Genomic DNA, 22299 nt, shown 5'->3' on the forward strand with positions numbered 1-22299 from the left:
AAAAAGTGTAAATTTGATTTATGAAATTACATCAATACATAGATCATACATTACTAAAAGCAACTGCTACAAAAGCAGACATCATTAAACTATGTCAAGAGGCTAAACAACATCAGTTTTTTTCGGTTTGTGTTAATAGTTGTTATGTAAACTTAGCTAAAGTTGAATTAAAACAAAGCAATGTTAAAGTCTGTAGTGTTATTGGATTTCCGTTAGGAGCTATGAGTACTGCTGCTAAAGTCGAAGAAACCAAACAAGCACTAAAAGATGGAGCTGATGAAATTGATATGGTTTTAAACATTGGACTTTTAAAAAGTAACGATTTTGAAGCAGTTTTAAAAGATATTGAAGCGGTAAAAAACCAAATGCCTAACAACGTTTTGAAAGTAATTTTAGAAACCTGTTATTTAAATGAAGAAGAAATCACCAAAGCAAGTACATTAGCCATAAAAGCAGGCGCAGATTTTATTAAAACATCCACAGGATTTGGTACTGATGGTGCCACGATAAAGGACGTCAAACTAATGAAAAATGCAATTGGTAATGGTACTACTAAAATAAAAGCATCTGGTGGTATTAGAGATACAAAAACTGCTTTAAAATATATCAATATTGGCGTGCAACGCATAGGTACTTCAAACGGAATTGCTATTGTAACTGGCAACGCTTCAACAGGAAATAATTATTAATTATATAATTTTCCCCTTAGGGAAATGTCCACAAGGACAAAGGAAATAACTTTAAATACTTCAAACTTAAAACATGAGCATACACATAGGAGCCAATTCAGGCGATATTGCAGAAACTATATTATTACCAGGTGATCCTTTACGTGCAAAATGGATAGCCGAAACGTTTTTAGACAATCCAATTTGCTTCAATGAAGTCAGAGGTATGTTGGGTTATACTGGTACCTATCAAGGTAAACGTGTCTCTGTTATGGGAACCGGAATGGGTGTACCTAGTATCTCGATATACGCACACGAACTCATCACTCAATTTGGTGTTAAAAACCTAATTCGTGTTGGTAGTTCTGGCTCATACCAAGAACATGTAAAAATTAGAGACGTTGTTTTAGCTATGGCTGCATCGTCAAACTCTGGTGTTAACGAGTTGCGATTTGGTGGTGCAGACTACGCACCTACAGCTAGTTTTGAATTGTTTCAAAAAGCTGTAGAAACTGCAAAAACAAAAAACATCCCAATTAAAGCTGGTAATGTATTTACGTCTGACGAGTTTTATGCAGATGATTTTGAATCTTACAAAAAATGGAGCAAATTTGGTGTATTGTGTGTCGAAATGGAAACTGCTGGACTATACACGGTTGCTGCAAAACATAATGTCAATGCATTATCTATACTAACCATATCAGACTCTTTAGTCACAGGAGAGAAAACAACAAGTAAAGAACGCGAAACTACGTTTAAAGACATGGTAGAAATTGCTTTAGAACTTGCTTAAACTATATTTAAAATGAAAAAAATAATAGTACTATTTCTTTTACTTAATTGTATAGTATTTTCTGCTGAAGCACAACAAGATGAAACAAACCAAACCACAACCTATTACTTTATTCGTCATGCAGAAAAAGACCGTAGTGATGCCACAAATAAAAATCCTGAGTTAACCAGAAAAGGAAAACGACGTGCTAGACGATGGAAACGTTATTTTAAAAGAAAAAAATTAGATGCCATTTATTCTACCAATTACAAACGTACGTTGGCAACTGCATTCCCAACTTCTGTAAATAAAAAACTTCCAATAATACTATACAATCCAAGAAATACAGATTATGAAGCGTTTAAAAAACAAACCCAAGGACAAAACGTATTAATCGTTGGACATAGCAACACCACTCCAAGCTTTGTTAATGCTATTATTAATCAAAAAAAATATCAAGATATTGATGATACCGTTAACTATAAACTGTTTATCATTACCATTTCTAACGGTCAAATTACAGATGAAGTCATCGACATCATTTAAAGCTTTAGTTTCAATCATTTTATTTAGCTAAATACCTTAATTTATATAACTTTGCTCTGATGCAAAAAAAGATTAATATACTTAATAAAAAGGCTAAATTTCAGTATGAAATTTTAGACAAATATACTGCTGGAATTGTTTTAACTGGTACAGAGATTAAATCTATTAGAAACAGTCAAGCCTCTATTGCAGAGTCGTTTTGTGAGTTTAATGAACAAGGCGAACTGTTTGTAATAAATATGACTGTACAAGAGTATGCTTATGGTAATTACTATAACCATAGACCAAAAGCAGAACGCAAACTTCTACTCAATAAAAAAGAACTTAAAAAACTTCAAAAAGAAGTTAACACCTCTGGTTTAACTATCATTCCATTACGGTTATTTTTAAATGAAAAGGGCTTAGCAAAACTAGATATAGCATTAGCTAAGGGTAAAAAATTATACGATAAGCGTGAAACCATCAAGGACAGAGATAACAAGCGTAACTTAGATCGTATTAAGAAAATTTATAAATAATTTATAGTTTTTATAACAATTAGCAATAACTTAAAGTTATATGTTTGAAGCTAGGCAACCATTGTATAAAAATGTGCGTCTATACTATTAAACAACCAACTTTAAATGAAATATTCTTTTTTTACGCTATTTGCTTTTGTCTGTTCGTTATCTTTTGCTCAAATTACAGGAACCGTTACTTCAGACCAAAACCAACCACTTCCAGTCGTTAATATTTTTATAGAAAATACTTACACTGGAACTACTACAAACAATGATGGTCAGTATGCTTTAGAATTATCCAAAACAGGAGATTACATCGTAACATTTCAATATTTAGGCTATAAAACGGTTAAGAAAAGTGTTTCTATTAAAACATTTCCATACGTTTTAGATGTTATTTTATACGAGGAAGATATTAATTTAGACGAAGTAGTTATAAATTCTGATGAGAATCCAGCAAACGACATTATCAGAAAAACCATTGCCAATCGAAAAGACAACCTCAATAAACTTAAGGCTTATAAAGCCAATTTCTATTCCAGAGGATTATTACAATTGGTTGATGTTCCAGAAAAAATATTAGGACAAGAAATTGGTGATTTAGAAGGTGCTTTAGACTCGACCAGAAGTGGTATTGTTTATTTATCCGAAACCATTTCTAAACTAGAATACTTATCGCCTAAACCAATAAAAGAGACTATTACAGCTTCAAAAATAAGTGGAGACAGTAATGGGTTTAGTTTTAATAATGCAACTGATGTCGAATTCAATTTTTACAAAAACACCTTTGAGTTAGGTAGCGAGATTGTCTCGCCAATTGCAGACTTTGCCTTTAATTACTATAGATACAAGCTAGTTGGAACATTTTATGACGACTTAGGAAACTTAATAAACAAAATAGAGTTACTTCCAAAACGAGAAAACGACAAAGCGTTTGGTGGCTTTATTTACGTTATAGAAGATCAATGGAGTTTGTTTGGTGTAGATGTCACCTTAACGGGTCAGCAAGCACAGATTCCAGCAGTAGATATATTTAAAATTAAACAGACCTTTACTTACTACGATGCTGAAAAACTATGGGTAAAAACCACACAGTTATTTGATTTTAAATTTGGAATTTTCGGTATTAAAGGTGATGGTCGTTTTACAGCAGCTTACAGCGACTATAACTTTAATCCAAATTTTGATAAAAATAATTTTGGAAGAGAAATCCTATCGTTTGAAGATAATGCTAACAAAAAAGATTCGCTGTTTTGGGAAGACAAAAGACCTGTTCCGTTAACCAATGCAGAGGTTGAAGACTATGTTAGAAAAGACAGTATCCAATTAGTTAGAGAATCAAAACCTTATTTAGACTCAATAGATGGTGTGAATAACAAATTTAAATTAGGTAATATTCTAGGTGGTTACAGTTACAACAACTCATACAATAAAACCTATTTTAATATTTCCTCTCCTCTCAGTAAAATGGCGTTTAATACTGTCCAAGGATGGAATGGAGCTGTTACTGCCAACTATACAAAACGATATGAAGATAATCAGAAATACTTCAACATGTCTTCAACAATCAATTATGGAGCGTCTGATGACAGACTAAGAGCTACAGGACAAATTAATTATAGATTCAATAGAAAAAACAGAGCCTTCATATCCTTATCTGGAGGTAGTAAAGTAGAACAATTTAATCCTAGTTTGACCAGTTTAGAGTCATTAAACACGTCCTACTCAAACTTTGCTGAGAAAAACTTTTTAAAGATTTACGATCGTAGTTACGTACAGTTAAATTATAGTCAAGAATTGGTCAATGGACTGTTTATAAATTCAGCCTTAAGCTATAATCGCAGACAACCATTATTTAATACCACAGATCAAACTTGGTATCCGCAAGATAACAGAGATTACACTAGCAATAATCCAGTAGACCCAACTGCTTATGGTGTTGCGTCGTTTGACACACATAATATCATGAAGTTTAATTTAAATACACGAATTAATTTTGGTCAGAATTATATGAGTTATCCTTTCGGGAAATTTAACATTCCAAATGGTAAAATACCAACACTATATTTAGGCTACGAAAAAGGGTTTGCAAGTACTAACGACAACTACAATTTTGATCAGTTTAAGGCACAACTCTACCAGAATGTAAACTTGGGTAACAAAGGGGATTTTACCTACTTTATTAAAGGAGGAGTTTTTAATAACGCAGACAATATTGCCTTTATGGATTACCACCATTTTAATGGTAATCAAACCAATGTGGTATTAGATGGTAATTACATCAATAATTTTAAAATCTTACCGTATTATACGTTAAGTACCAATAAGGCTTACGCCGAAATCCATTCAGAACATAACTTTAAAGGGTATATTTTAAATAAAATCCCTTTATTAAATAAACTTAATTACAACTTGGTTTTAGGGTTTAATGCAGCAGCAACCAAAGAAAACAAACCATATACCGAATACTCTATTGGATTAAGCAATTTAGGTTGGGGAAAAGTACGTTTTTTACGAGTGGATTATGTTAGAGCGTACCAAGGAAGTGGTTTGGTTAATGATACCTTTTTATTTGGGTTTAGTTTCTAATACATATTCTAAAACAGTAGATATTATTTTATTAAAAATAAATACTAATTTCATTCAACTTCAGATATCAAACACTTTTATTAAACCAGTCGAAGTAATTAAACGATTTTCATCAAAGACATTTTAATGTAATTAGAAAAACACCGACACATAACTCACTGATTAGGTTGTTTTTAAAAATAAATTTAAAAAAACTATGTTTATAGTTAAGGAGTTTTGTCGACTTAATTGTTATATAAATGAATAATAAAATTAATAAATATGAAAACCTCAAATTTTAAACTACTTACAACTCTAACTGCATTGGTCTTACTTATTGTAACATTTTCATCTTGTTCTGATGACGATGAACCAATTGCTAACATAACCGTTAATGAAGGACCATCTGGAGATATTGGTGGCGATTTTACTGGAAATGGCGGTAATGCTTCTCGAATAATAAGTTGGACAAATAATTTAACGACAGCTGACTACAATGCAGATATAACTACAAATGCATCTGGAACATTTAACATCGTAGTCGCAGATTCTGAAGGAACCATAGTGCTTAATAAAACTTTAAACGGAACAACTGAACCTGATAGTATTGATGGTGTAACTCAAGCAGGAGAACCCGGAAATTGGACTGTTACCATTACTGTTACCTCTTTCAATGGAGATGGAAGTTATTCTTTAAGCGAAGGAAATTAATTAATAATTTGAAAGGCTATCTGATAATGATAGCCTTTTTTTTAAAATAAACTACAGCTAACAAAAATTAGTAATAATTGTTATATCACATGACTACTAATAGCTAATACTGTTAAGCGAAACTTCAAAAAAACTTAATTAATTCTTATCCTCCAAAAGCGGTACAAATTCAGGCTTGACTTTATCAAAAAAATCAGCTAACTTCGTCTGACGTCTGATATAAAACACTTGTACTGAGCTTGTCGAAGTATTAAAACGTTTTCATATCATATAAGTTATGCATAATTACTTACTCATGTGGGAATGGAATTACATATATGGAGCAATCTTAATCAAGGATTTTAATAAAACCTTTGAAGTTATTGAATCGCTTAAAAAAGACAAGGAATATCCTTTCATTAATACTAATATGTTCAACTTCGGTGAAACTGAAATTCCATATTGCTATGATGATATAATTTTAACATTCGGAGCTACTTATAAAAATTTCGGCTATGATGAATCGGAATGGAAAATATTTATTTTAAAAATTGAGCATATATTAAGAAGAATAGGTTTTAAAAGTGCTCAATTTCATGCTTCAGGTGTCTTTGATGACGTAACATTATATTGGCATGATATAAGTGATGCGAGTGATGAAATAAATAAAAACTACCATACTAACGAATATGACTTAATAAAAACCAATGAATGGTATTTTGGTTATGGTGAAAGAAATTTACATTTCCCACGATTAAAAACAAAGGATTATCCGAAACTTGAGTTGGTTTACCCTATTGATTATAAAAAAGATATTATCAGAGAATTTGAAGACCGAATATAGCTATGCACAACAACGTGTATGATTAATTGCTTTGGTCGTTGCTTATTTAGAAAATTCCCTCGGAATTTTCTAGCGTTCGTTTTTGTTTACTAAATTAGTTGCTGAAACACGCAACTAACCATACACAAGACCGTTAAACGAAACTCTAAAATCTTAATCTTCTTTAATTCTTATCTTCCAAAAGCGGTACAAACCTAAACTCACCAAACTCAGTCTTTTCAAATTCTTTTTGACTTGTTCTAACAAACAACGTCATAATTTGTACATCATCACCAACTGGTATTACTAAACGTCCACCAATTGCTAATTGTGCTAATAATGGTTTTGGTACAAATGGTGCACCAGCAGTTACAATGATACTATCAAAAGGCGCTTCTTCTTTTAGCCCTTTATATCCATCTCCAAAAATTAGTTTTTTAGCTCTGTAACCCAGTTTTGGTAAAAAACGACTGGTTATTTTAAACAGTTCTTGTTGTCTTTCTATACTAAATACTTTAGCACCAAGCTCGCACAACACAGCTGTTTGGTAGCCACTTCCTGTACCAATTTCTAATACTTTATCACCTTTTTTAACTTGCATTAACTCGGTTTGAAAAGCAACTGTATAGGGTTGAGAAATGGTTTGGTTTGCAGCAATCGGGAAAGCTTTATCTTGATACGCATGATCCAAAAAACTAGAATCCATAAATAAGTGTCTTGGTATCTTGCCAATAGCAGTTAAAACTGCTTCGTTTGTGATGCCTTTTGCTTTTAAGACAGTTACTAGTTGCTGACGTAAACCTTGATGTTTAAAAGTATCTTTCAATAGTTTGTAATAGTTTAGTGCCTAAAATTACTTCATTTTTTAATAGTTAAAAAGCAAAATCATTCAATTTATAAATTCTTTTAAAATCGTGTATTTAATTATTAATTTCATATAAATTACTACATAAAAAACTTATTTTTGTTGAAAACGATATAAACTATGCTAAAAGCTGGTGTATTAGGTGCTGGACACCTTGGAAAAATTCATCTTAGATTATTAAATCAATCAGAAAAATACAACCTTGTTGGGTTTTACGATGCAGATGAAGATAATGCTAAAAAAGTAGAAGCCGAATTTGGTTATAAATACTTTAATACTATTGAAAGTTTAATAGAGGCTGTAGACGTTGTAGATATTGTCACGCCTACGCTATCGCATTACGATTGTGCTAAACAAGCTATTTCTAAAGGCAAACATATTTTTATTGAAAAGCCTATTACAAATACGGTTCAAGAGGCTGAAGCTTTAAGAACTTTGGTTGCAGAATTTGGTGTGAAAGGTCAAGTTGGACATGTCGAGCGTTTTAATCCTGCGTTTATTGCAGTTAAAGACCAATTAGACAGTCCTATGTTTATTGAAGCCCATCGTTTGGCAGAATTTAATCCTCGTGGTACAGATGTACCTGTGGTTTTAGACTTAATGATTCATGATATTGATGTGATTTTAAGTGTGGTAAAATCTAAGGTTAAAAATGTATCTGCAAGCGGAGTTTCAGTTATAAGCGATACACCAGATATTGCTAATGCTCGTATAGAATTTGTTAATGGTTGTGTTGCCAATTTAACAGCTAGTAGAATTTCACTTAAAAATATGCGAAAAACACGATTTTTTCAGCGAGATGCGTATATCTCTGTCGATTTTTTAGAAAAGAAATGTGAAGTGGTAAAAATGAAAGATGCACCTGAGAATCCTGGAGATTTTGACATGATTTTACAAAATGCAGAAGGCGTTAAAAAACAAATCTATTTTGATAACCCAGACATCTCTAGCAACAACGCTATTTTAGATGAGTTGGAATCGTTTGCTGAAGCAATAAATAATAACACCACACCAATAGTAACACTCCATGATGGTACAGAAGCTTTGCGTGTGGCAACCATGATTATTGATCAGTTTTAAATAGCAGTATGATGACAAAACAAAAAGAACAACAAAAAAAATCGCTTTGGTCTTACATCGTCGATTTTTTTGCAAAAGTACTATTTGGTAACAAAAAAAAGTAATCAATAAAAGTGTTCCCGATGCTTTGGGATAACAGAATTAAAAACATAATATTTTAATGAAACATGTAGCAGTAATTGGTGCAGGCACAATGGGTAATGGTATTGCCCACACGTTTGCACAGTCAGGATTTAAAGTACAATTAATAGACATTAGTGAAGCGTCATTACAACGCGGAATGGATACGATTGCTAAAAATTTAGACCGCATGGTCGCTAAAGAAAAAATCACTGAAGCTAATAAAGCAGAAACTTTAGGAAACATTACCACGTTTACCAATATTGAAGCTGGTGTAAAAAATGTAAGTTTAGTTGTTGAAGCTGCAACAGAAAATATTGATTTAAAACTGAAGATTTTTAAGCAATTAGACAACGCTTGTCCAAAAGACACCATTCTGGCTACTAACACCTCCTCTATTTCTATAACACAAATTGGTGCAGCTACCTCTAGACCTGAAAAGGTTATTGGAATGCATTTTATGAATCCTGTTCCAATCATGAAGTTAGTCGAGATTATTCGTGGGTATAACACCAGTGACGACGTGACTAATACCATTATGGAGTTATCTAAAACCCTAGGAAAAACACCTACAGAAGTTAATGATTATCCTGGTTTTGTAGCTAACAGAATTTTAATGCCAATGCTAAATGAGTCTATAGAAACTTTATACAATGGTGTTGCTGGTGTCGAAGAAATTGACACAGTTATGAAACTAGGAATGGCACACCCAATGGGTCCATTACAATTAGCAGATTTTATTGGGTTAGACGTGTGTTTATCCATATTAAATGTGATGTACGACGGATTTAAAAACCCAAAATATGCGCCTTGCCCATTATTAGTTAATATGGTACGTGCAGGTAAATTAGGTGTTAAATCTGGTGAAGGTTTTTATGATTATACTGAGTCGAGTAAAGCGGAAAAAATTGCATCGCAATTTTTGAAATAAAATTTCTAGTCACAGTTTTCAGTCTCAGTTTGCAGCCTTACTTAATCCTTAAACTGTAAACTGCGACTGAGACTGAGACTGACCACTAAAAAATATGACCAAAATCCTACCATTTAAAGCAGTTAGACCAACCAGAGATAAAGTTAGTTTGGTTGCGTCACGCTCTTATCAAAGTTATACGCAAGCAGAACGAGAAGCACGTTTGGATTATAATCCATTTTCGTTTTTACACATAGTAAATCCAGGGTATAAATATGACAAAGAAATTTCTGGAGAAGCACGTTATAAACTGGTAAAAAACAGGTATTCTGAGTTTAAAGAAGATGGTGTATTTATTCAAGACCAAAACCCTTGTTTTTACATTTATAAAATAGTCGATAGAGATTTACAAGAGTTTAATGGTATTGTGGCTGCTGCAAGTGTTGAAGATTATAACAATAACGTTATTAAACGACACGAAGACACGATTGCTTCTAGAGAAGTTATTTTTAAAGACTATCTAAAAACGGTTGGTTTTAATGCAGAACCTGTACTACTCACCTATCCTGATAACCATACGATTTCTCAAATAATTACTGAAAAACAAAAGGAACGCGCAGAATTTGAGTTTACAACAACGTACAGAGACACACATTATTTATGGCTGATTGAAGACAAAAAAGATATAAAGGCAATTGCTGAAAACTTTAGCAAAATGAATACGCTTTATATTGCAGATGGACATCATCGGTCTTCTTCGTCTCAGTTATTAGCAGAAGAATTAAAAAAAGAAAACCCAAATCATTCTGGTAATGAGCCTTATAATTTTTTTATGAGTTATTTGATTTCGGAATCAGAGTTACGTATACATGAGTTTAATCGCTTGGTCAAAGACTTAAATGGATTAACAAAAGAGGAGTTTTTAATACAATTAGATACTATATATCGTATAGAAAATAGAGGCATCATGCCTTATCAACCGTCTAAACCACATCATTTTAGTATGTATTTGGATGGCGAGTTCTACTCGTTGTACCTTAGAAAAACAGAATATGAAATTAAAACGTCTTTAGATGAATTGGATGCGCAAATACTATACAAAACCATATTACAACCTATTCTAGGCATTACCGATTTACGTAACGATAATCGTATTTTTTATTTAAGCGGAAAAAAAGATATTGTAAACCTAAAAAGTAAAGTTGATAGTCAAGAATTTACCGTTGGATTTGGCATGGTTCCTGCGACTATTGAGCAAATGAAACAAATTGCTGACGATGGACTAACTATGCCACCAAAAAGCACCTATATTGAGCCAAAAATTAGAAGTGGTGTTACTATTTATGAGTTTTGATATAAGTGAAAAGTCGAAAGTAATAAGGCATTAGTGGTCATTTCGACGTTAGGAGAAAACGCATTATTTTTACAAAATAAACGACAACATTAATAAGATTCTTGCCTATGCAGGAAATAGTATGAGTATAAAACAAAACCTAAATAACATAAAACAATCTCTTCCAGAACACGTCACTTTGGTAGCTGTGTCTAAAACAAAACCAGTTAGTGATTTAATGGAAGCCTATGATGCTGGTCAGCGTATTTTTGGAGAAAACAAAATCCAAGAAATGACAGAAAAACACCAGCAAATGCCAAAAGACATCAAATGGCACATGATTGGTCATGTACAACGCAATAAAGTGAAATATATGGCTGAATTTGTAGATTTAATTCATGGTGTGGAAAGCTTCAAACTATTAAAAGAAATAAATAAACAAGCCAAAAAGCATGATAGAATTATCGACTGTTTGCTTCAAATTAAAATAGCTGAGGAAGATTCTAAATTTGGGATGTCACCAAGTGAAGCTTCAACTATTTTGCAGTCAGAAGACTTTTCAGCTTTAAAAAACGTCAATATTATTGGTGTTATGGGAATGGCAACTTTTACTGATAATCAAGAACAAATTAAACAAGAGTTTGATTTACTAAAATCTACTTTTGACCATCTTAAAACAATACAACCAGACCTTAACGCAATTAGTATGGGAATGAGTGGCGATTATAAATTAGCAATTGACAGTGGTAGCACAATGATTCGCGTGGGAAGTAGTATATTTGGCGTACGCAACTAATAGTTAAAAGTGAAAAGTTAAAAGTGAAAAGTGAAAAGTGAAAAGTTTGCAATAAATTTATGAGAGAGTCCATTTTAAAAACAAAAAGTTACGATTTTGCTTTGCTTATCATCAAATCCTATAAATTAATATCTTCAGAAAAAAAAGAATTTACTTTATCTAAACAATTATTAAGAAGTGGGACTTCTATTGGTGCAAACATAAGAGAAGCCGAATTTGCACAATCTAACAAAGATTTTATTAGCAAAATGAGTATTGCTTTAAAAGAAGCAAATGAAACTGATTATTGGATATCATTAATTCACGATTCCAATTATATTGATGAGAGTACGTTTAAATTATTGATTTTTTCAAATAAAGAGTTAATAAAAATGTTAGTTTCGACAATTAATACCATGAAATCAAAAACTAATTAACTTTTAATTATTAACTATTAGCTTTTAACTGAATTGTATACAATAATTGACATAGAAACCACAGGTGGTAAGTACAATGAAGAAGGAATAACCGAAATAGCCATCTATAAATATGATGGTCATGAGGTGGTAGATAAGTTTATCAGTTTAGTTAATCCAGAGCGAGAGATACAACCCTTTGTAGTTAATCTTACAGGTATAAATAGTAATATGCTACGTCACGCACCAAAATTTTATGAAGTGGCTAAACGTATTGTAGAAATTACCGAAGACACAATACTGGTGGCTCACAATGCTAAATTTGATTATAGGATATTAAAAACCGAATTTAAAAGATTAGGATTTCCTTTTGAACGTAGAACACTATGTACAGTAGAATTAGCAAAAGATTTAATTCCGGATCAAAAGTCGTACAGTTTAGGTAAATTGGTACGTTCTCTTGGTATTCCTGTAACAGACAGACATCGTGCATCTGGTGATGCTTTGGCTACTGTTAAGCTATTTAAATTATTACTTAATAAAGACACTACTAAATCCATTATAAAAGACTCTATTAGAAAAGAACCAAAATTCCAGATGGAACCAAGGTTAATAGATATAATAGATCAGCTTCCATCCATAACAGGTGTATATTACATGCACAAAGAAGATGGTGAAATAATTTACATTGGTAAAAGTAAAAACATTAAAAATAGAGTCAATCAACACTTTACAGGTATCACACCAAAATCCAAAAAAATGCAAGCCCAAGTTGCTGCAGTAACTTATGAAGCTACTGGAAGCGAGTTGGTAGCACTTTTAAAAGAAAGTGAAGAGATTAAACGAAACAAACCTATACTTAACAGAGCATTAAGTAGAAGCGTTTTTACGCATGCGTTATATAGCTTTACAGACCACAACGGTTATGTTAATTTAACAATTGAAAAAGCAGACGAAAAAAAAGCATGTGTGACAACATTTACTACAAGACAAAGTGGACGACATTTTTTAGAAAAAATGGTTGAGCAATACCAGTTATGTCAAAAACTATCAGGTTTGTATAAAACGAGCTCTAGTTGTTTCCATTATGAGGTCAAAAAATGCGAAGGTGCTTGTATCCAAAAAGAACCTGCAGTAAGTTACAACAGTCGTGTGGAGCAATTATTAGAAAAATACAGCTACAAAAACAAGAACATGGTTATTGTGGACAGAGGTCGTGAGGTTGATGAGCGCAGTGCTATTTTAATACAAAACGGTATTTTTAAAGGATTTGGCTTTTTTAATTTAAATTATCAAATTAATAATTTAGAAATTTTAGAAACTATTATTACTCCAATGGAGAATAATAGAGACCAACAACACATCATTCAAAGCTACTTAAGAAAAAATAAACGATTAAAAATTATTCAGTTACAATGAAAAAACTATTCCTATTTCTATTACTTCTATTCTCAAACTTAACCATTTCACAAAATAAATTTAATACAGAAAGTTTAAGTGTTAGTAATTTAGATTTACAATCAAATACATTTAAACAAGACACTACTGCTAATGCTTTAGTAATATATGAATTTGGAAATGCAGAAATAGATAAAAAAAAATTTAATTTAATTTTTAATTATAAGAAAAAGGTTAAGATTTTAAATCGTAATGGTTTTGATAAAGCTAATGTCTCAATTTATTTATATAATTCAGGAAAAAACAAGGAGAAAATAAAAAATTTAGTAGCTACAACTACCAACTTGGAAAATGGCACCCTAAGGCGTACAAGTTTAGATGCATCTCAAGTATTTGAAGAAAAAATAAATGCCAATTATACAATTTATAAATTCACTTTACCAGATATTAAAGAAGGTTCTGTTATAACCTATAGTTATACACTTGAAAGTCCATTTATTTATAAATTTCAACCATGGTACTTTCAAGAAGATATTCCTAAACTTTACAGTGAATATAACACAAGCATACCAGGAAACTATAACTATAATATAAAGTTAGTTGGAGAATTAGAAATGACAACAAATACAAGTGTCATAAAAAAACTTTGTATCCAACGTAATAATGGAGCAAGTGCAGATTGTACCGTATCAAAATACGTTATGGAAAATATTCCTGCTTTTATTGAAGAAGAGTATATGACTGCAGCAAAAAATTACTTATCTAGAATTGAATATGAATTAAAAATAGTGAAAGGATTTGATGGATCTGTAAAAAATATAACTAAATCATGGAAAACTGCTGATGTGGAGCTAAAAACCGATGATAATTTTGGAAAACAATTAAAAAAACAAAAATTAGTTAAAAATCTTATTGATACAGAATCATTACGGGAATTTACAAATGATTTAGATAAAGCTAAATACATCTTTAATTTTGTAAAAGACAACTATACATGGAATAAGTATTATAGAATATTTAAAGACGTATCCATAAAAGATATAATTGAAGAAAAGACTGGCAATGTTGCAGAGATTAACTTGCTGTTATACAATCTTTTAACAAAAAATAATATTACAGTTTATCCAGTATTAATATCTACTAGAGATAATGGTTTTGTTACTAAACTATATCCTGTAATTTCAGAATTTAACTATATTATTTTAAGAGCAGATATTGATGGCGAATCCTATTTTTTAGACGCAACAAACCCATCTTTAGTATTTGGCCAAATACCTTTTGATTGTTTGAACGAATATGGAAGAGAAATAAATTTTGAGGATGGTAGTCGATGGGTTGATATTAATTTAGACACCTATACATCTTCCCAATATAATGTTGATATTAAGATTAATGATGACAATACATTTTCTGGAACAGTCTCTATCATTAAAACTGGATATAAAGCATTAGAAGCTAAAAAAAGATTTAGAAAAAACGAAACGGACTATTTAAAATATTATAAGAATACATATCCTGACTGTAGCTTTGAAGATTTAAAAATTGAACAAGATGATTCCAACAACTCAACTTTTACAGAAACTTTTTCAATTTCTGCACCTTTAACTACCATTGGAGATAAAATTTATTTTGATCCCTTCATTTTTAAATTTTTATCAAAAAATCCTTTACAACTTAACACTAGAACTTATCCTGTAGATTTTGGTTATAAAGACTTATTAGTTTATAATATAAAAATCAATACAAATAATAAGTATAAAATCTTAGATTCACCAGAAGATAAATCAATTCAACTAGTAGGTAATTCTGGATTACTTGTTTTTAAAAATAAGAAAGAAGATAATTTAGCAGAATTATATTTTAGAACCAATTTTAAAAATTCAATATATCCAACAAGTTACTACACTGAACTTAAATCTTTTTTTAAAAACATGGTTGACATTCAGAACAACTCCGTTTTTGTTCTTCAAAAAAACAACTAAAGTTAATTTAGTATTTTTACAATATGAGTATTAAAAAGCTAAACCTAAGCTGGCAAGATAAACTTCATGAAATTATTTATGAAGCAGATACACCTGCAGGAAAATTGTTTGATGTGGTATTGCTAATTCTAATTTTAGCAAGTATAGTATTAGTTATGCTAGAAAGCGTTAACCGTATTGATGCTGTTTACCATAACGCGCTATACATTGGCGAATGGATTATTACTATATTTTTTAGTATCGAATATATTTTACGAATTATAACTGTAAAGAAACCTTTTAAATATATTCTTAGTTTTTATGGTATAATTGATTTTTTATCAACTATCCCAATGTACATTTCGTTTATATTTGCAGGAAGTACAGCTTTAATTACATTACGAGCATTACGTTTACTTCGAGTTTTCAGAATATTAAAATTAGCTAGATATTTAGGCGCATCAAATCAGTTGCGAGATTCTATTATAGCAAGTCGCGTTAAAATTTTTGTGTTTTTATTTGCTGTTTTAGTCTCTTCTGTCATTTTTGGAACCATTATGTATTTAGTAGAAGGTGAAGAAAATGGTTTTACAAATATTCCAAAAAGTGTATATTGGTGTATAGTCACATTAACTACTGTTGGCTTTGGTGATATTGCACCTCAAACTCCTCTTGGACAACTTATCACGTCTTTTATTATGATTTTAGGTTATGGTATAATTGCTGTCCCAACAGGAATAGTATCTGCAGAATATGTTAGAAGTAGTAATAAAACAGATAAAGATAAAGCTGAAAAAAATATCGAGGATATAAAACCGCATTTAAACTCGCAATGCTGTATAAATTGTTTAGCAGAAACACATAAAGATGGTGCTGAATTCTGCTACAAATGTGGCTGTAAATTAAACAAATAATCGCTTAAGTTTAAAATAATTGAAAGTCACTGACAAATACTTATTATCTATTGTTGGTCCAACTGCTATAGGAAAAACAGCACTTAGTATTCAATTGGCTAATCATTTTAACACAGATATCGTTTCAGCAGACTCTAGACAGTTTTTTAAAGAAATGAGTATTGGTACCGCTACGCCTTCAAAAGAAGAGTTGGCAGCTGCTAAACATCATTTTATTCATCATAAATCTATAACTGAGGATTATAATGTTGGTGCTTTTGAAAAAGACGCTATAAAACAAATTAAAACACTTCATCAATCACACGATACTGTAATTATGGTTGGTGGTTCTGGTTTGTATGTTGATGCAGTTACTAAAGGATTAGATAACTTTCCTGAGGTAGACAAATCTATCAGACAGCAACTTAATAATCAATTAGAGCAAGAGGGTTTAAAAGCACTTCAACGTCAACTTAAACAATTAGATCCTATCTCTTATAATACTATTACAATTGATAATCCACATCGTGTAATTAGAGCACTTGAGATTTGTATTGGTAGTGGACAACCCTATTCATCGTTTTTAAATAAGGACAAAAACAAAAGACCTTTTAAAACTATAACCATAGGTTTAGAAGCAGAAAGACCCATTATTTACGACCGAATTAACCAACGTGTAATAAAAATGGTTGAAGCCGGTTTAGTTGATGAAGTTAAATTACTACTACCTTATAAAAACCTTAACAGCTTAAAAACAGTAGGTTATAAAGAAGTTTTTAAATATTTAGAAGGTGAATGGTCTTTAGAAGTTGCTATTTCAGAGATACAAAAAAACTCAAGACGCTTTGCAAAACGACAATTAACTTGGTTTAAAAAAAACCCTGAAACATTTTGGTTTGATTATAAAACTTCTTTAAAAGATATAATTTTTAAAATTGAATCTCAATTTTAATAAATCAAAAAAACCAGCAAAAGCTGGTTTTTTAATTATTTAATAAATGTTTTAAGCATCTTGATTAACCACTAATCTAAAGCCTTCTCCATGAATATTTAAAATTTCTACTTTTGGGTCTGGTTTTAAATATTTTCTAAGTTTAGCAATGTAAACATCCATACTTCTTGAGGTGAAATAATTATCATCTCTCCATATCTTTGTTAATGCTAATTCACGTGGCATTAAATCGTTTTCATGTAATGCAAGCATGCGTAATAACTCATTTTCCTTTGGAGATAGTTTTACTGGTTCCTCATCTTTAAACTTTAAAAAACGGAGTTTTGAGTTTAAGTCAAAAGACCCTATTTTAAATTCAAATTGTTTGCTGTCTGCAACAGAGTCGTTAGCCTTGCGTTGCATGATGGCTTTTATCTTCATTAATAAGACTTCGCTATCAAAAGGTTTATTTAAATAGTCATCTGCTCCTACTTTATACCCTTTGAGGACGTCTTCTTTCATTGCTTTTGCAGTTAAGAAAACGATTGGTACATCTGCGTTTTTTTCTCTAATTTCTTTAGCTAATGTAAACCCGTCTTTATATGGCATCATGACATCTAAAATGCATAGGTCAAAATCACCACGTTTAAACTTTTCAAAGCCTTCCATACCATTTTTAGCATGTGTTACTTCGTAATCGTTCATGGTTAAATAATCTTTTAAAACGGTTCCAAAATTTGGGTCGTCCTCTACTAATAATATTCTTTTTAATTGTTCATCCATAATATTAAGAGATTAACGGAAGCTTTATTGTAAAAGTACTTCCTTTTTCTTTTTCACTTTCTACTGATATGTGACCTTGGTGGTCTTCTACTATTCTTTTAACGTAAGCCAATCCTAATCCATGACCTTTAACGTTATGTATATTTCCTGTATGTTCTCTATAAAACTTTTCGAACACACGCTTTTGTGCTGCTTTACTCATGCCACTTCCATGGTCTTTGACATGTACTAAAATGGTGTTACCAACAACTTCTGTTGTAACTATTATTTTTGGTGCTTCTGGAGAATACTTAATAGCATTATCCAGAACATTAACTAATACATTAGTAAAATGTGTTTCGTTAGCCAATACAGACGATTGTTCTGCATTAAGGTTTACCTCTATATGACCACCTCTATCTTCTATAATTAACTCAACGTGCGTAATAGCATCTTCAACTAAGTCGTTTAAGTCAACACGTTCCTTACTAATATTTAGTTCATTTTTTTCAAGTTTAGATATTCTAAGCACATTTTCTACCTGTGCGTGCATACGTTTATTCTCCTCTTTTATCATTCCTAAATAACGTAAAACCTTTTCTTTGTCATCAATTATTTTAGGATTTTTTATAGAATCTAAAGCCAAATTGATGGTGGCAATTGGTGTTTTAAATTCATGCGTCATATTATTAATAAAATCTGTTTTGATTTGCGAAATTTGACGTTGCCTAATTAATTGGTACAAAGCACTAGAATATGCTATTATTATGATTAACGTAAACACTATAGATAAAATTAGCATCGTTAATATTGATGAGAAAATAAACTTTTTACGTTCTGGAAAATTAACTAACAACCTGTAGTTACTCTTGTCATTTTCATTGTAAAAAAAAGGCACACTAAACGTAGATGCTTTTTCGTACTGGAAATCTTGTGTTTTAATTTTAGTCGCCAAATCGTTACTGTAGATTGCAAACTCATAACCTATATCTATATCATCTTCTAGTAGTTTTAATGCTAGTAACCTATCTATTTTGTCCACATTAACACGCTTATGTATGGGCTTTAAATAGGCTTTATCTTTATAAACAGTTTCAAGTGCTATTTGCGTACTTTCGTTTAGCTTACTTAATCTAGAAAGCATTGCTGATAAGTTTTTGCTTCCATCAATGGTATTATTTTCTACAATTTCAGTTTCGCGTTTTTGTAAAATTCTTTTTACGTTTAAACTATCTAAACCTATGTCAAAGAGCGCTGAGGAAACTTTAAAATTTTCCTCTAATATTCCGTTTCTGTAGATTACCGTTTCGTTAGAGTCGCTATTATCCTCTTTAATATATATGTTGATAATAGCTGTAGTGTCATTAATATCTCCTTGATTTAATAACTCAGTAAACTTAATTAGGTATTCTTCCTTTTCATCATTTTCAATGGTATTGGATACATAACTTAATGCTTTTTTTACATTAAAGTTAAATTGCTTCTCTGTATTTTGAAGCGAATTGTTAATATAATAAGCTTGCACTAAAATAATTCCTATTAAAGAACAGCTCATTAAAATGACCAATACAAGAAAAATCCTTTTATTCATCATTCAAAATTAAGATTTTAACATTTACCAATCTTACCATTTAACCTTACATTAACAAAAATGTTAAAATTTAATGATTTGCTATTGATTTTAAGAGTTTTTCGTGAATTATAGCAACTTGATTTTTTGTTTTTTTTAAATCTGTGTTAGTAATTACAAAATCTGAAAGTGCTATTTTTTTGTCATCATCCCATTGATTTTTTATAATAGCTGCTACTTTTTTTGCTGATGTATTATCGCGCTGTATTACTCTTTTTAATCTGATGTCCTCTGGTGCAACAACTGTAATAATATAGTCATATTTTTTATAACTACCATTTTCAAACAGTATTGCTGCCTCACTTATAACGTAGTCCGTGTTCTGTTTTTTTACCCATCGTTTAAAATGCGTGGCAACTTTTGGATGTATAATAGCGTTCATTTTTTCTAGTAACTCTTGGTTATTAAAAATTTGTTTAGCAATAAAAGGTCTATTTATTTTATGATCTAAATAAGCATTATTACCAAACAATTGTAACAGTTTTCGTTTTATGATTTTAGAACGATTCATTAGTGCTTTGGCTTCTGTATCTGCTGTATAAACAGGGACTCCTAATTCTTTAAAAAAATTAGCTACAGTAGTTTTACCACTACCAATTCCACCTGTTAGTCCTATTATTTTTGGTGTCATTCTGTTATAATAAATTCTATTTTTTGCTGTAATAATCTTGTATTTTTAACATCCTTGGGTTGTTTTACAATTTGAGGTGTGAGATAAGAATTGTCAATTGCTTCTTCAAAATTACAAACTACTTTAAAATCTTGATTAGCTATATTATTATAATTTTCTAAACTGGTTGTATAGCTTAAGGATACTTGCTTTGGAAAATAATTAATTGATTTTCCTTTAGGGATATTTATAATCTCTATTGGTAAGCTTATAATATCCTCTGAAAATTTAGAAACTTTAATGGATAAATTAGTACGTGTAATATTAGTTTTTACCGTTTTATTTAAACTATCTAATTTTAATTGGAGACTTTGATTAATATTGTTTTTGATATCCTCTAAACTTATTTTTTGAGTTTTAATGTACTGGATATCTTTTAATGTAGAACTAGGACCAATTAATTTAATACTATCTGGATTTGTTTTAATCTCATCCAAGGTATTGTAGCCTTGAGCATATTGGATATTAGCATCTAATATAATAGGAACGTATTTTACATCATTTACATCAAATTTAAAAGCTACTGCTTCAGGATTAATGCTAATAACCTTAACATCTTTACCAAATTGATTGTTAATACTTGAAAACCCCTTAGAAGTATTCCAAATTATAGTAGAGTCTTTTTTTGAGATGTCATTTTCAAAGTTTACATCTAATTCTGGTCGCTTAAAAGCATATGTTAACCATTTAAAACCATATGTCTCTAGAGTAACATCTAAAGTTATAGCTTCTGCATCAACAATAACATGAGTGTCGTTAGTGTGTTTTGCATTAACTTTAAATGAAAGTGTCGCTGTATAGGTCTTTGATAATTTGGTTAAAATTAAAATTGAAAAGGCCAACAGCAAAAACAATAAAAACATATTTAACTTTTTGCTTCTAAATAACCTTAATATTTTTGATTTTAACTCTGGCATTATTTGTTTTTGAAAAATAAATGTGGAAAAATTAGCTCTGGTTTACTTTTACTAAATTGTAATAGCAACGTGGATTTTATAAATCCGTAACCATATCCAAAAAACTGAATAGACATTGCTAATACTGTTTGTAATGCAATAATAATGCTTTTGGTTTTTATTAAAGCTAAAATAAAAACAATACCATAATAAGCAGATAGAAGATATAATGGTAGATAAATTTTAAAAAATGATAAAGCTATTGCAACTATTACACCTAAACTAAACAGCGTTGGAAACCAATAAGTCAACTTTTTAGTTTGTGGATGCCATAAATTTAAAATAGGTCTTACAGAACCAAATTTATTAACTTGCTTGTAAAATTTAGACCAAGAAATACGACGTTTATGATACACATATGCTTCAGAAATTAGTTTAGTTTTGAAACCTAAATTCCATAGGCGAATTGACAAATCTGGATCTTCTCCTGGATGAATATTTCCAAAACCATTCGTGGCTTCAAAAGCTATTTTAGACAAACCCATATTAAAGCTTCTCGGTTGAAACTGATTAATACTAGCTTTACCGCCTCTTATTCCACCTGTAGTAATAAAAGAGGTCATACTAAAATCTATAGCTTTTTGAATGTTTGAGAAAGAATGGTGACATGTATCAGGTCCACCAAAACAATCTACATAATCTGCTTTTAGGCTTTTTACAACTTCATTTAAATAATTATTAGGTAATAAACAGTCACTATCTAAAATGATAAAGTAATTACCCTTTGCTTTAGACATACCATAATTTCTGGAATCTCCTGGACCAGAATTTGGTTTGTAGAAATATGAAATATTTAGTTTATTATTATACTTATCTACTATAGCTTCTGAAGTTATAGAAGAGCCATCTTCAACGATAACAATTTCATAATCATAATTACCCTCTAATTTAGAAAAGCTTTCTAAAAGCTCTTCAATTTCATTAGGACGATTATAAACTGGTATAATAAAAGAAAAACTTAATTCCATATAACAAATGTAAGTTAATCGAATAAAAAAGCCACCTAAACAAATAGCTTTTAGTTTATTTTGG

The 22299-nt window shown here is 30.6% G+C and carries 22 protein-coding genes; 16 read left to right on the plus strand and 6 right to left on the minus strand.

The window, feature by feature from the left end; translation table 11 throughout:
- Nucleotides 1-20 precede the first annotated feature (20 nt).
- The 7 genes from deoC to Ollyesu_RS13415 all read left to right on the plus strand — a co-directional run bounded on the left by deoC (nt 21) and on the right by Ollyesu_RS13415 (nt 6588).
- Nucleotides 21-689 (plus strand): deoxyribose-phosphate aldolase, encoded by a 669-nt coding sequence (deoC, locus tag Ollyesu_RS13385; RefSeq protein ID WP_279301723.1) that lies wholly within the window; start codon nt 21-23, stop codon nt 687-689.
- A gap of 73 nt (nt 690-762) precedes the next feature.
- The gene (gene deoD / locus Ollyesu_RS13390; protein WP_279301724.1) at nt 763-1461 is read left to right on the plus strand and encodes a purine-nucleoside phosphorylase; all 699 of its coding nucleotides are present in this window, start codon (nt 763-765) and stop codon (nt 1459-1461) included.
- A gap of 12 nt (nt 1462-1473) precedes the next feature.
- A complete protein-coding gene (locus Ollyesu_RS13395; protein WP_279301725.1) occupies nt 1474-1986 on the plus strand; it encodes a phosphoglycerate mutase family protein in 513 nt (170 codons plus the stop codon).
- 59 nt (nt 1987-2045) lie between these two features.
- The gene (smpB, locus tag Ollyesu_RS13400) at nt 2046-2504 is read left to right on the plus strand and encodes an SsrA-binding protein SmpB (protein WP_279301726.1); all 459 of its coding nucleotides are present in this window, start codon (nt 2046-2048) and stop codon (nt 2502-2504) included.
- A gap of 105 nt (nt 2505-2609) precedes the next feature.
- Nucleotides 2610-5075, plus strand: coding sequence for a DUF5686 and carboxypeptidase regulatory-like domain-containing protein (locus Ollyesu_RS13405; protein ID WP_279301727.1), 2466 nt, complete (start codon nt 2610-2612; stop codon nt 5073-5075).
- Nucleotides 5076-5336: 261 nt separating this feature from the next.
- Complete coding sequence (locus Ollyesu_RS13410) at nt 5337-5765, plus strand: hypothetical protein (RefSeq protein ID WP_279301728.1); 429 nt, start codon at nt 5337-5339, stop codon at nt 5763-5765.
- Between the two features lie 295 nt (nt 5766-6060).
- Nucleotides 6061-6588 carry a hypothetical protein gene (locus Ollyesu_RS13415; RefSeq protein ID WP_279301729.1) on the plus strand — a complete coding sequence of 176 codons (528 nt, stop codon included), beginning with the start codon at nt 6061-6063 and terminating at the stop codon, nt 6586-6588.
- A 163-nt stretch (nt 6589-6751) separates the two neighbouring features.
- Here the strand turns inward: Ollyesu_RS13415 and Ollyesu_RS13420 are convergent, their stop codons facing one another.
- Nucleotides 6752-7393 carry a protein-L-isoaspartate(D-aspartate) O-methyltransferase gene (locus Ollyesu_RS13420; RefSeq protein WP_279301730.1) on the minus strand — a complete coding sequence of 214 codons (642 nt, stop codon included), beginning with the start codon at nt 7391-7393 and terminating at the stop codon, nt 6752-6754.
- Between the two features lie 159 nt (nt 7394-7552).
- Here Ollyesu_RS13420 and Ollyesu_RS13425 point away from each other — a divergent pair, with 159 nt between their 5' ends.
- From Ollyesu_RS13425 to miaA, 9 genes are all read left to right on the plus strand, one after another.
- Complete coding sequence (locus tag Ollyesu_RS13425) at nt 7553-8512, plus strand: Gfo/Idh/MocA family oxidoreductase (RefSeq protein WP_279301731.1); 960 nt, start codon at nt 7553-7555, stop codon at nt 8510-8512.
- A gap of 160 nt (nt 8513-8672) precedes the next feature.
- Nucleotides 8673-9563 carry a 3-hydroxybutyryl-CoA dehydrogenase gene (locus tag Ollyesu_RS13430; RefSeq protein ID WP_279301732.1) on the plus strand — a complete coding sequence of 297 codons (891 nt, stop codon included), beginning with the start codon at nt 8673-8675 and terminating at the stop codon, nt 9561-9563.
- Nucleotides 9564-9657: 94 nt separating this feature from the next.
- Nucleotides 9658-10896 carry a DUF1015 domain-containing protein gene (locus Ollyesu_RS13435; RefSeq protein ID WP_279301733.1) on the plus strand — a complete coding sequence of 413 codons (1239 nt, stop codon included), beginning with the start codon at nt 9658-9660 and terminating at the stop codon, nt 10894-10896.
- A gap of 121 nt (nt 10897-11017) precedes the next feature.
- Nucleotides 11018-11671: a YggS family pyridoxal phosphate-dependent enzyme gene (locus Ollyesu_RS13440; protein ID WP_279301734.1), complete on the plus strand. Its 654-nt coding sequence runs from the start codon at nt 11018-11020 to the stop codon at nt 11669-11671.
- Between the two features lie 59 nt (nt 11672-11730).
- The gene (locus Ollyesu_RS13445) at nt 11731-12087 is read left to right on the plus strand and encodes a four helix bundle protein (protein WP_279301735.1); all 357 of its coding nucleotides are present in this window, start codon (nt 11731-11733) and stop codon (nt 12085-12087) included.
- 33 nt (nt 12088-12120) lie between these two features.
- The gene (locus Ollyesu_RS13450) at nt 12121-13485 is read left to right on the plus strand and encodes an exonuclease domain-containing protein (RefSeq protein WP_279301736.1); all 1365 of its coding nucleotides are present in this window, start codon (nt 12121-12123) and stop codon (nt 13483-13485) included.
- The gene (locus Ollyesu_RS13455) at nt 13482-15446 is read left to right on the plus strand and encodes a DUF3857 domain-containing protein (RefSeq protein ID WP_279301737.1); all 1965 of its coding nucleotides are present in this window, start codon (nt 13482-13484) and stop codon (nt 15444-15446) included. Before Ollyesu_RS13450 ends, Ollyesu_RS13455 begins: the two co-directional genes overlap by 4 nt.
- Before the next feature lie 23 nt (nt 15447-15469).
- Entirely contained in the window at nt 15470-16339 is an 870-nt protein-coding gene (locus Ollyesu_RS13460) for an ion transporter (RefSeq protein WP_279301738.1), read from the plus strand.
- Between the two features lie 19 nt (nt 16340-16358).
- Entirely contained in the window at nt 16359-17270 is a 912-nt protein-coding gene (gene miaA, locus Ollyesu_RS13465; RefSeq protein WP_279301739.1) for a tRNA (adenosine(37)-N6)-dimethylallyltransferase MiaA, read from the plus strand.
- A gap of 51 nt (nt 17271-17321) precedes the next feature.
- Here miaA and Ollyesu_RS13470 read toward each other — a convergent pair whose 3' ends face one another.
- The 5 genes from Ollyesu_RS13470 to Ollyesu_RS13490 form a co-directional block, all read right to left on the minus strand.
- Nucleotides 17322-18032, minus strand: a complete 711-nt coding sequence (locus tag Ollyesu_RS13470) for a response regulator transcription factor (protein WP_279301740.1) — start codon at nt 18030-18032, stop codon at nt 17322-17324.
- Between the two features lie 4 nt (nt 18033-18036).
- Nucleotides 18037-19566 (minus strand): HAMP domain-containing sensor histidine kinase, encoded by a 1530-nt coding sequence (locus Ollyesu_RS13475; RefSeq protein ID WP_279301741.1) that lies wholly within the window; start codon nt 19564-19566, stop codon nt 18037-18039.
- A 106-nt stretch (nt 19567-19672) separates the two neighbouring features.
- A complete protein-coding gene (gene coaE / locus Ollyesu_RS13480) occupies nt 19673-20272 on the minus strand; it encodes a dephospho-CoA kinase (RefSeq protein WP_279301742.1) in 600 nt (199 codons plus the stop codon).
- Nucleotides 20269-21228 carry a CdaR family protein gene (locus Ollyesu_RS13485; protein WP_279301743.1) on the minus strand — a complete coding sequence of 320 codons (960 nt, stop codon included), beginning with the start codon at nt 21226-21228 and terminating at the stop codon, nt 20269-20271. The genes coaE and Ollyesu_RS13485 overlap by 4 nt, the downstream gene beginning before the upstream one ends.
- Complete coding sequence (locus Ollyesu_RS13490) at nt 21228-22235, minus strand: glycosyltransferase (RefSeq protein ID WP_279301744.1); 1008 nt, start codon at nt 22233-22235, stop codon at nt 21228-21230. The genes Ollyesu_RS13485 and Ollyesu_RS13490 overlap by 1 nt, the downstream gene beginning before the upstream one ends.
- Between the last annotated feature and the right edge of the window lie 64 nt (nt 22236-22299).

The organism is Olleya sp. YS, assembly GCF_029760915.1.
Lineage (GTDB): Bacteria > Bacteroidota > Bacteroidia > Flavobacteriales > Flavobacteriaceae > Olleya.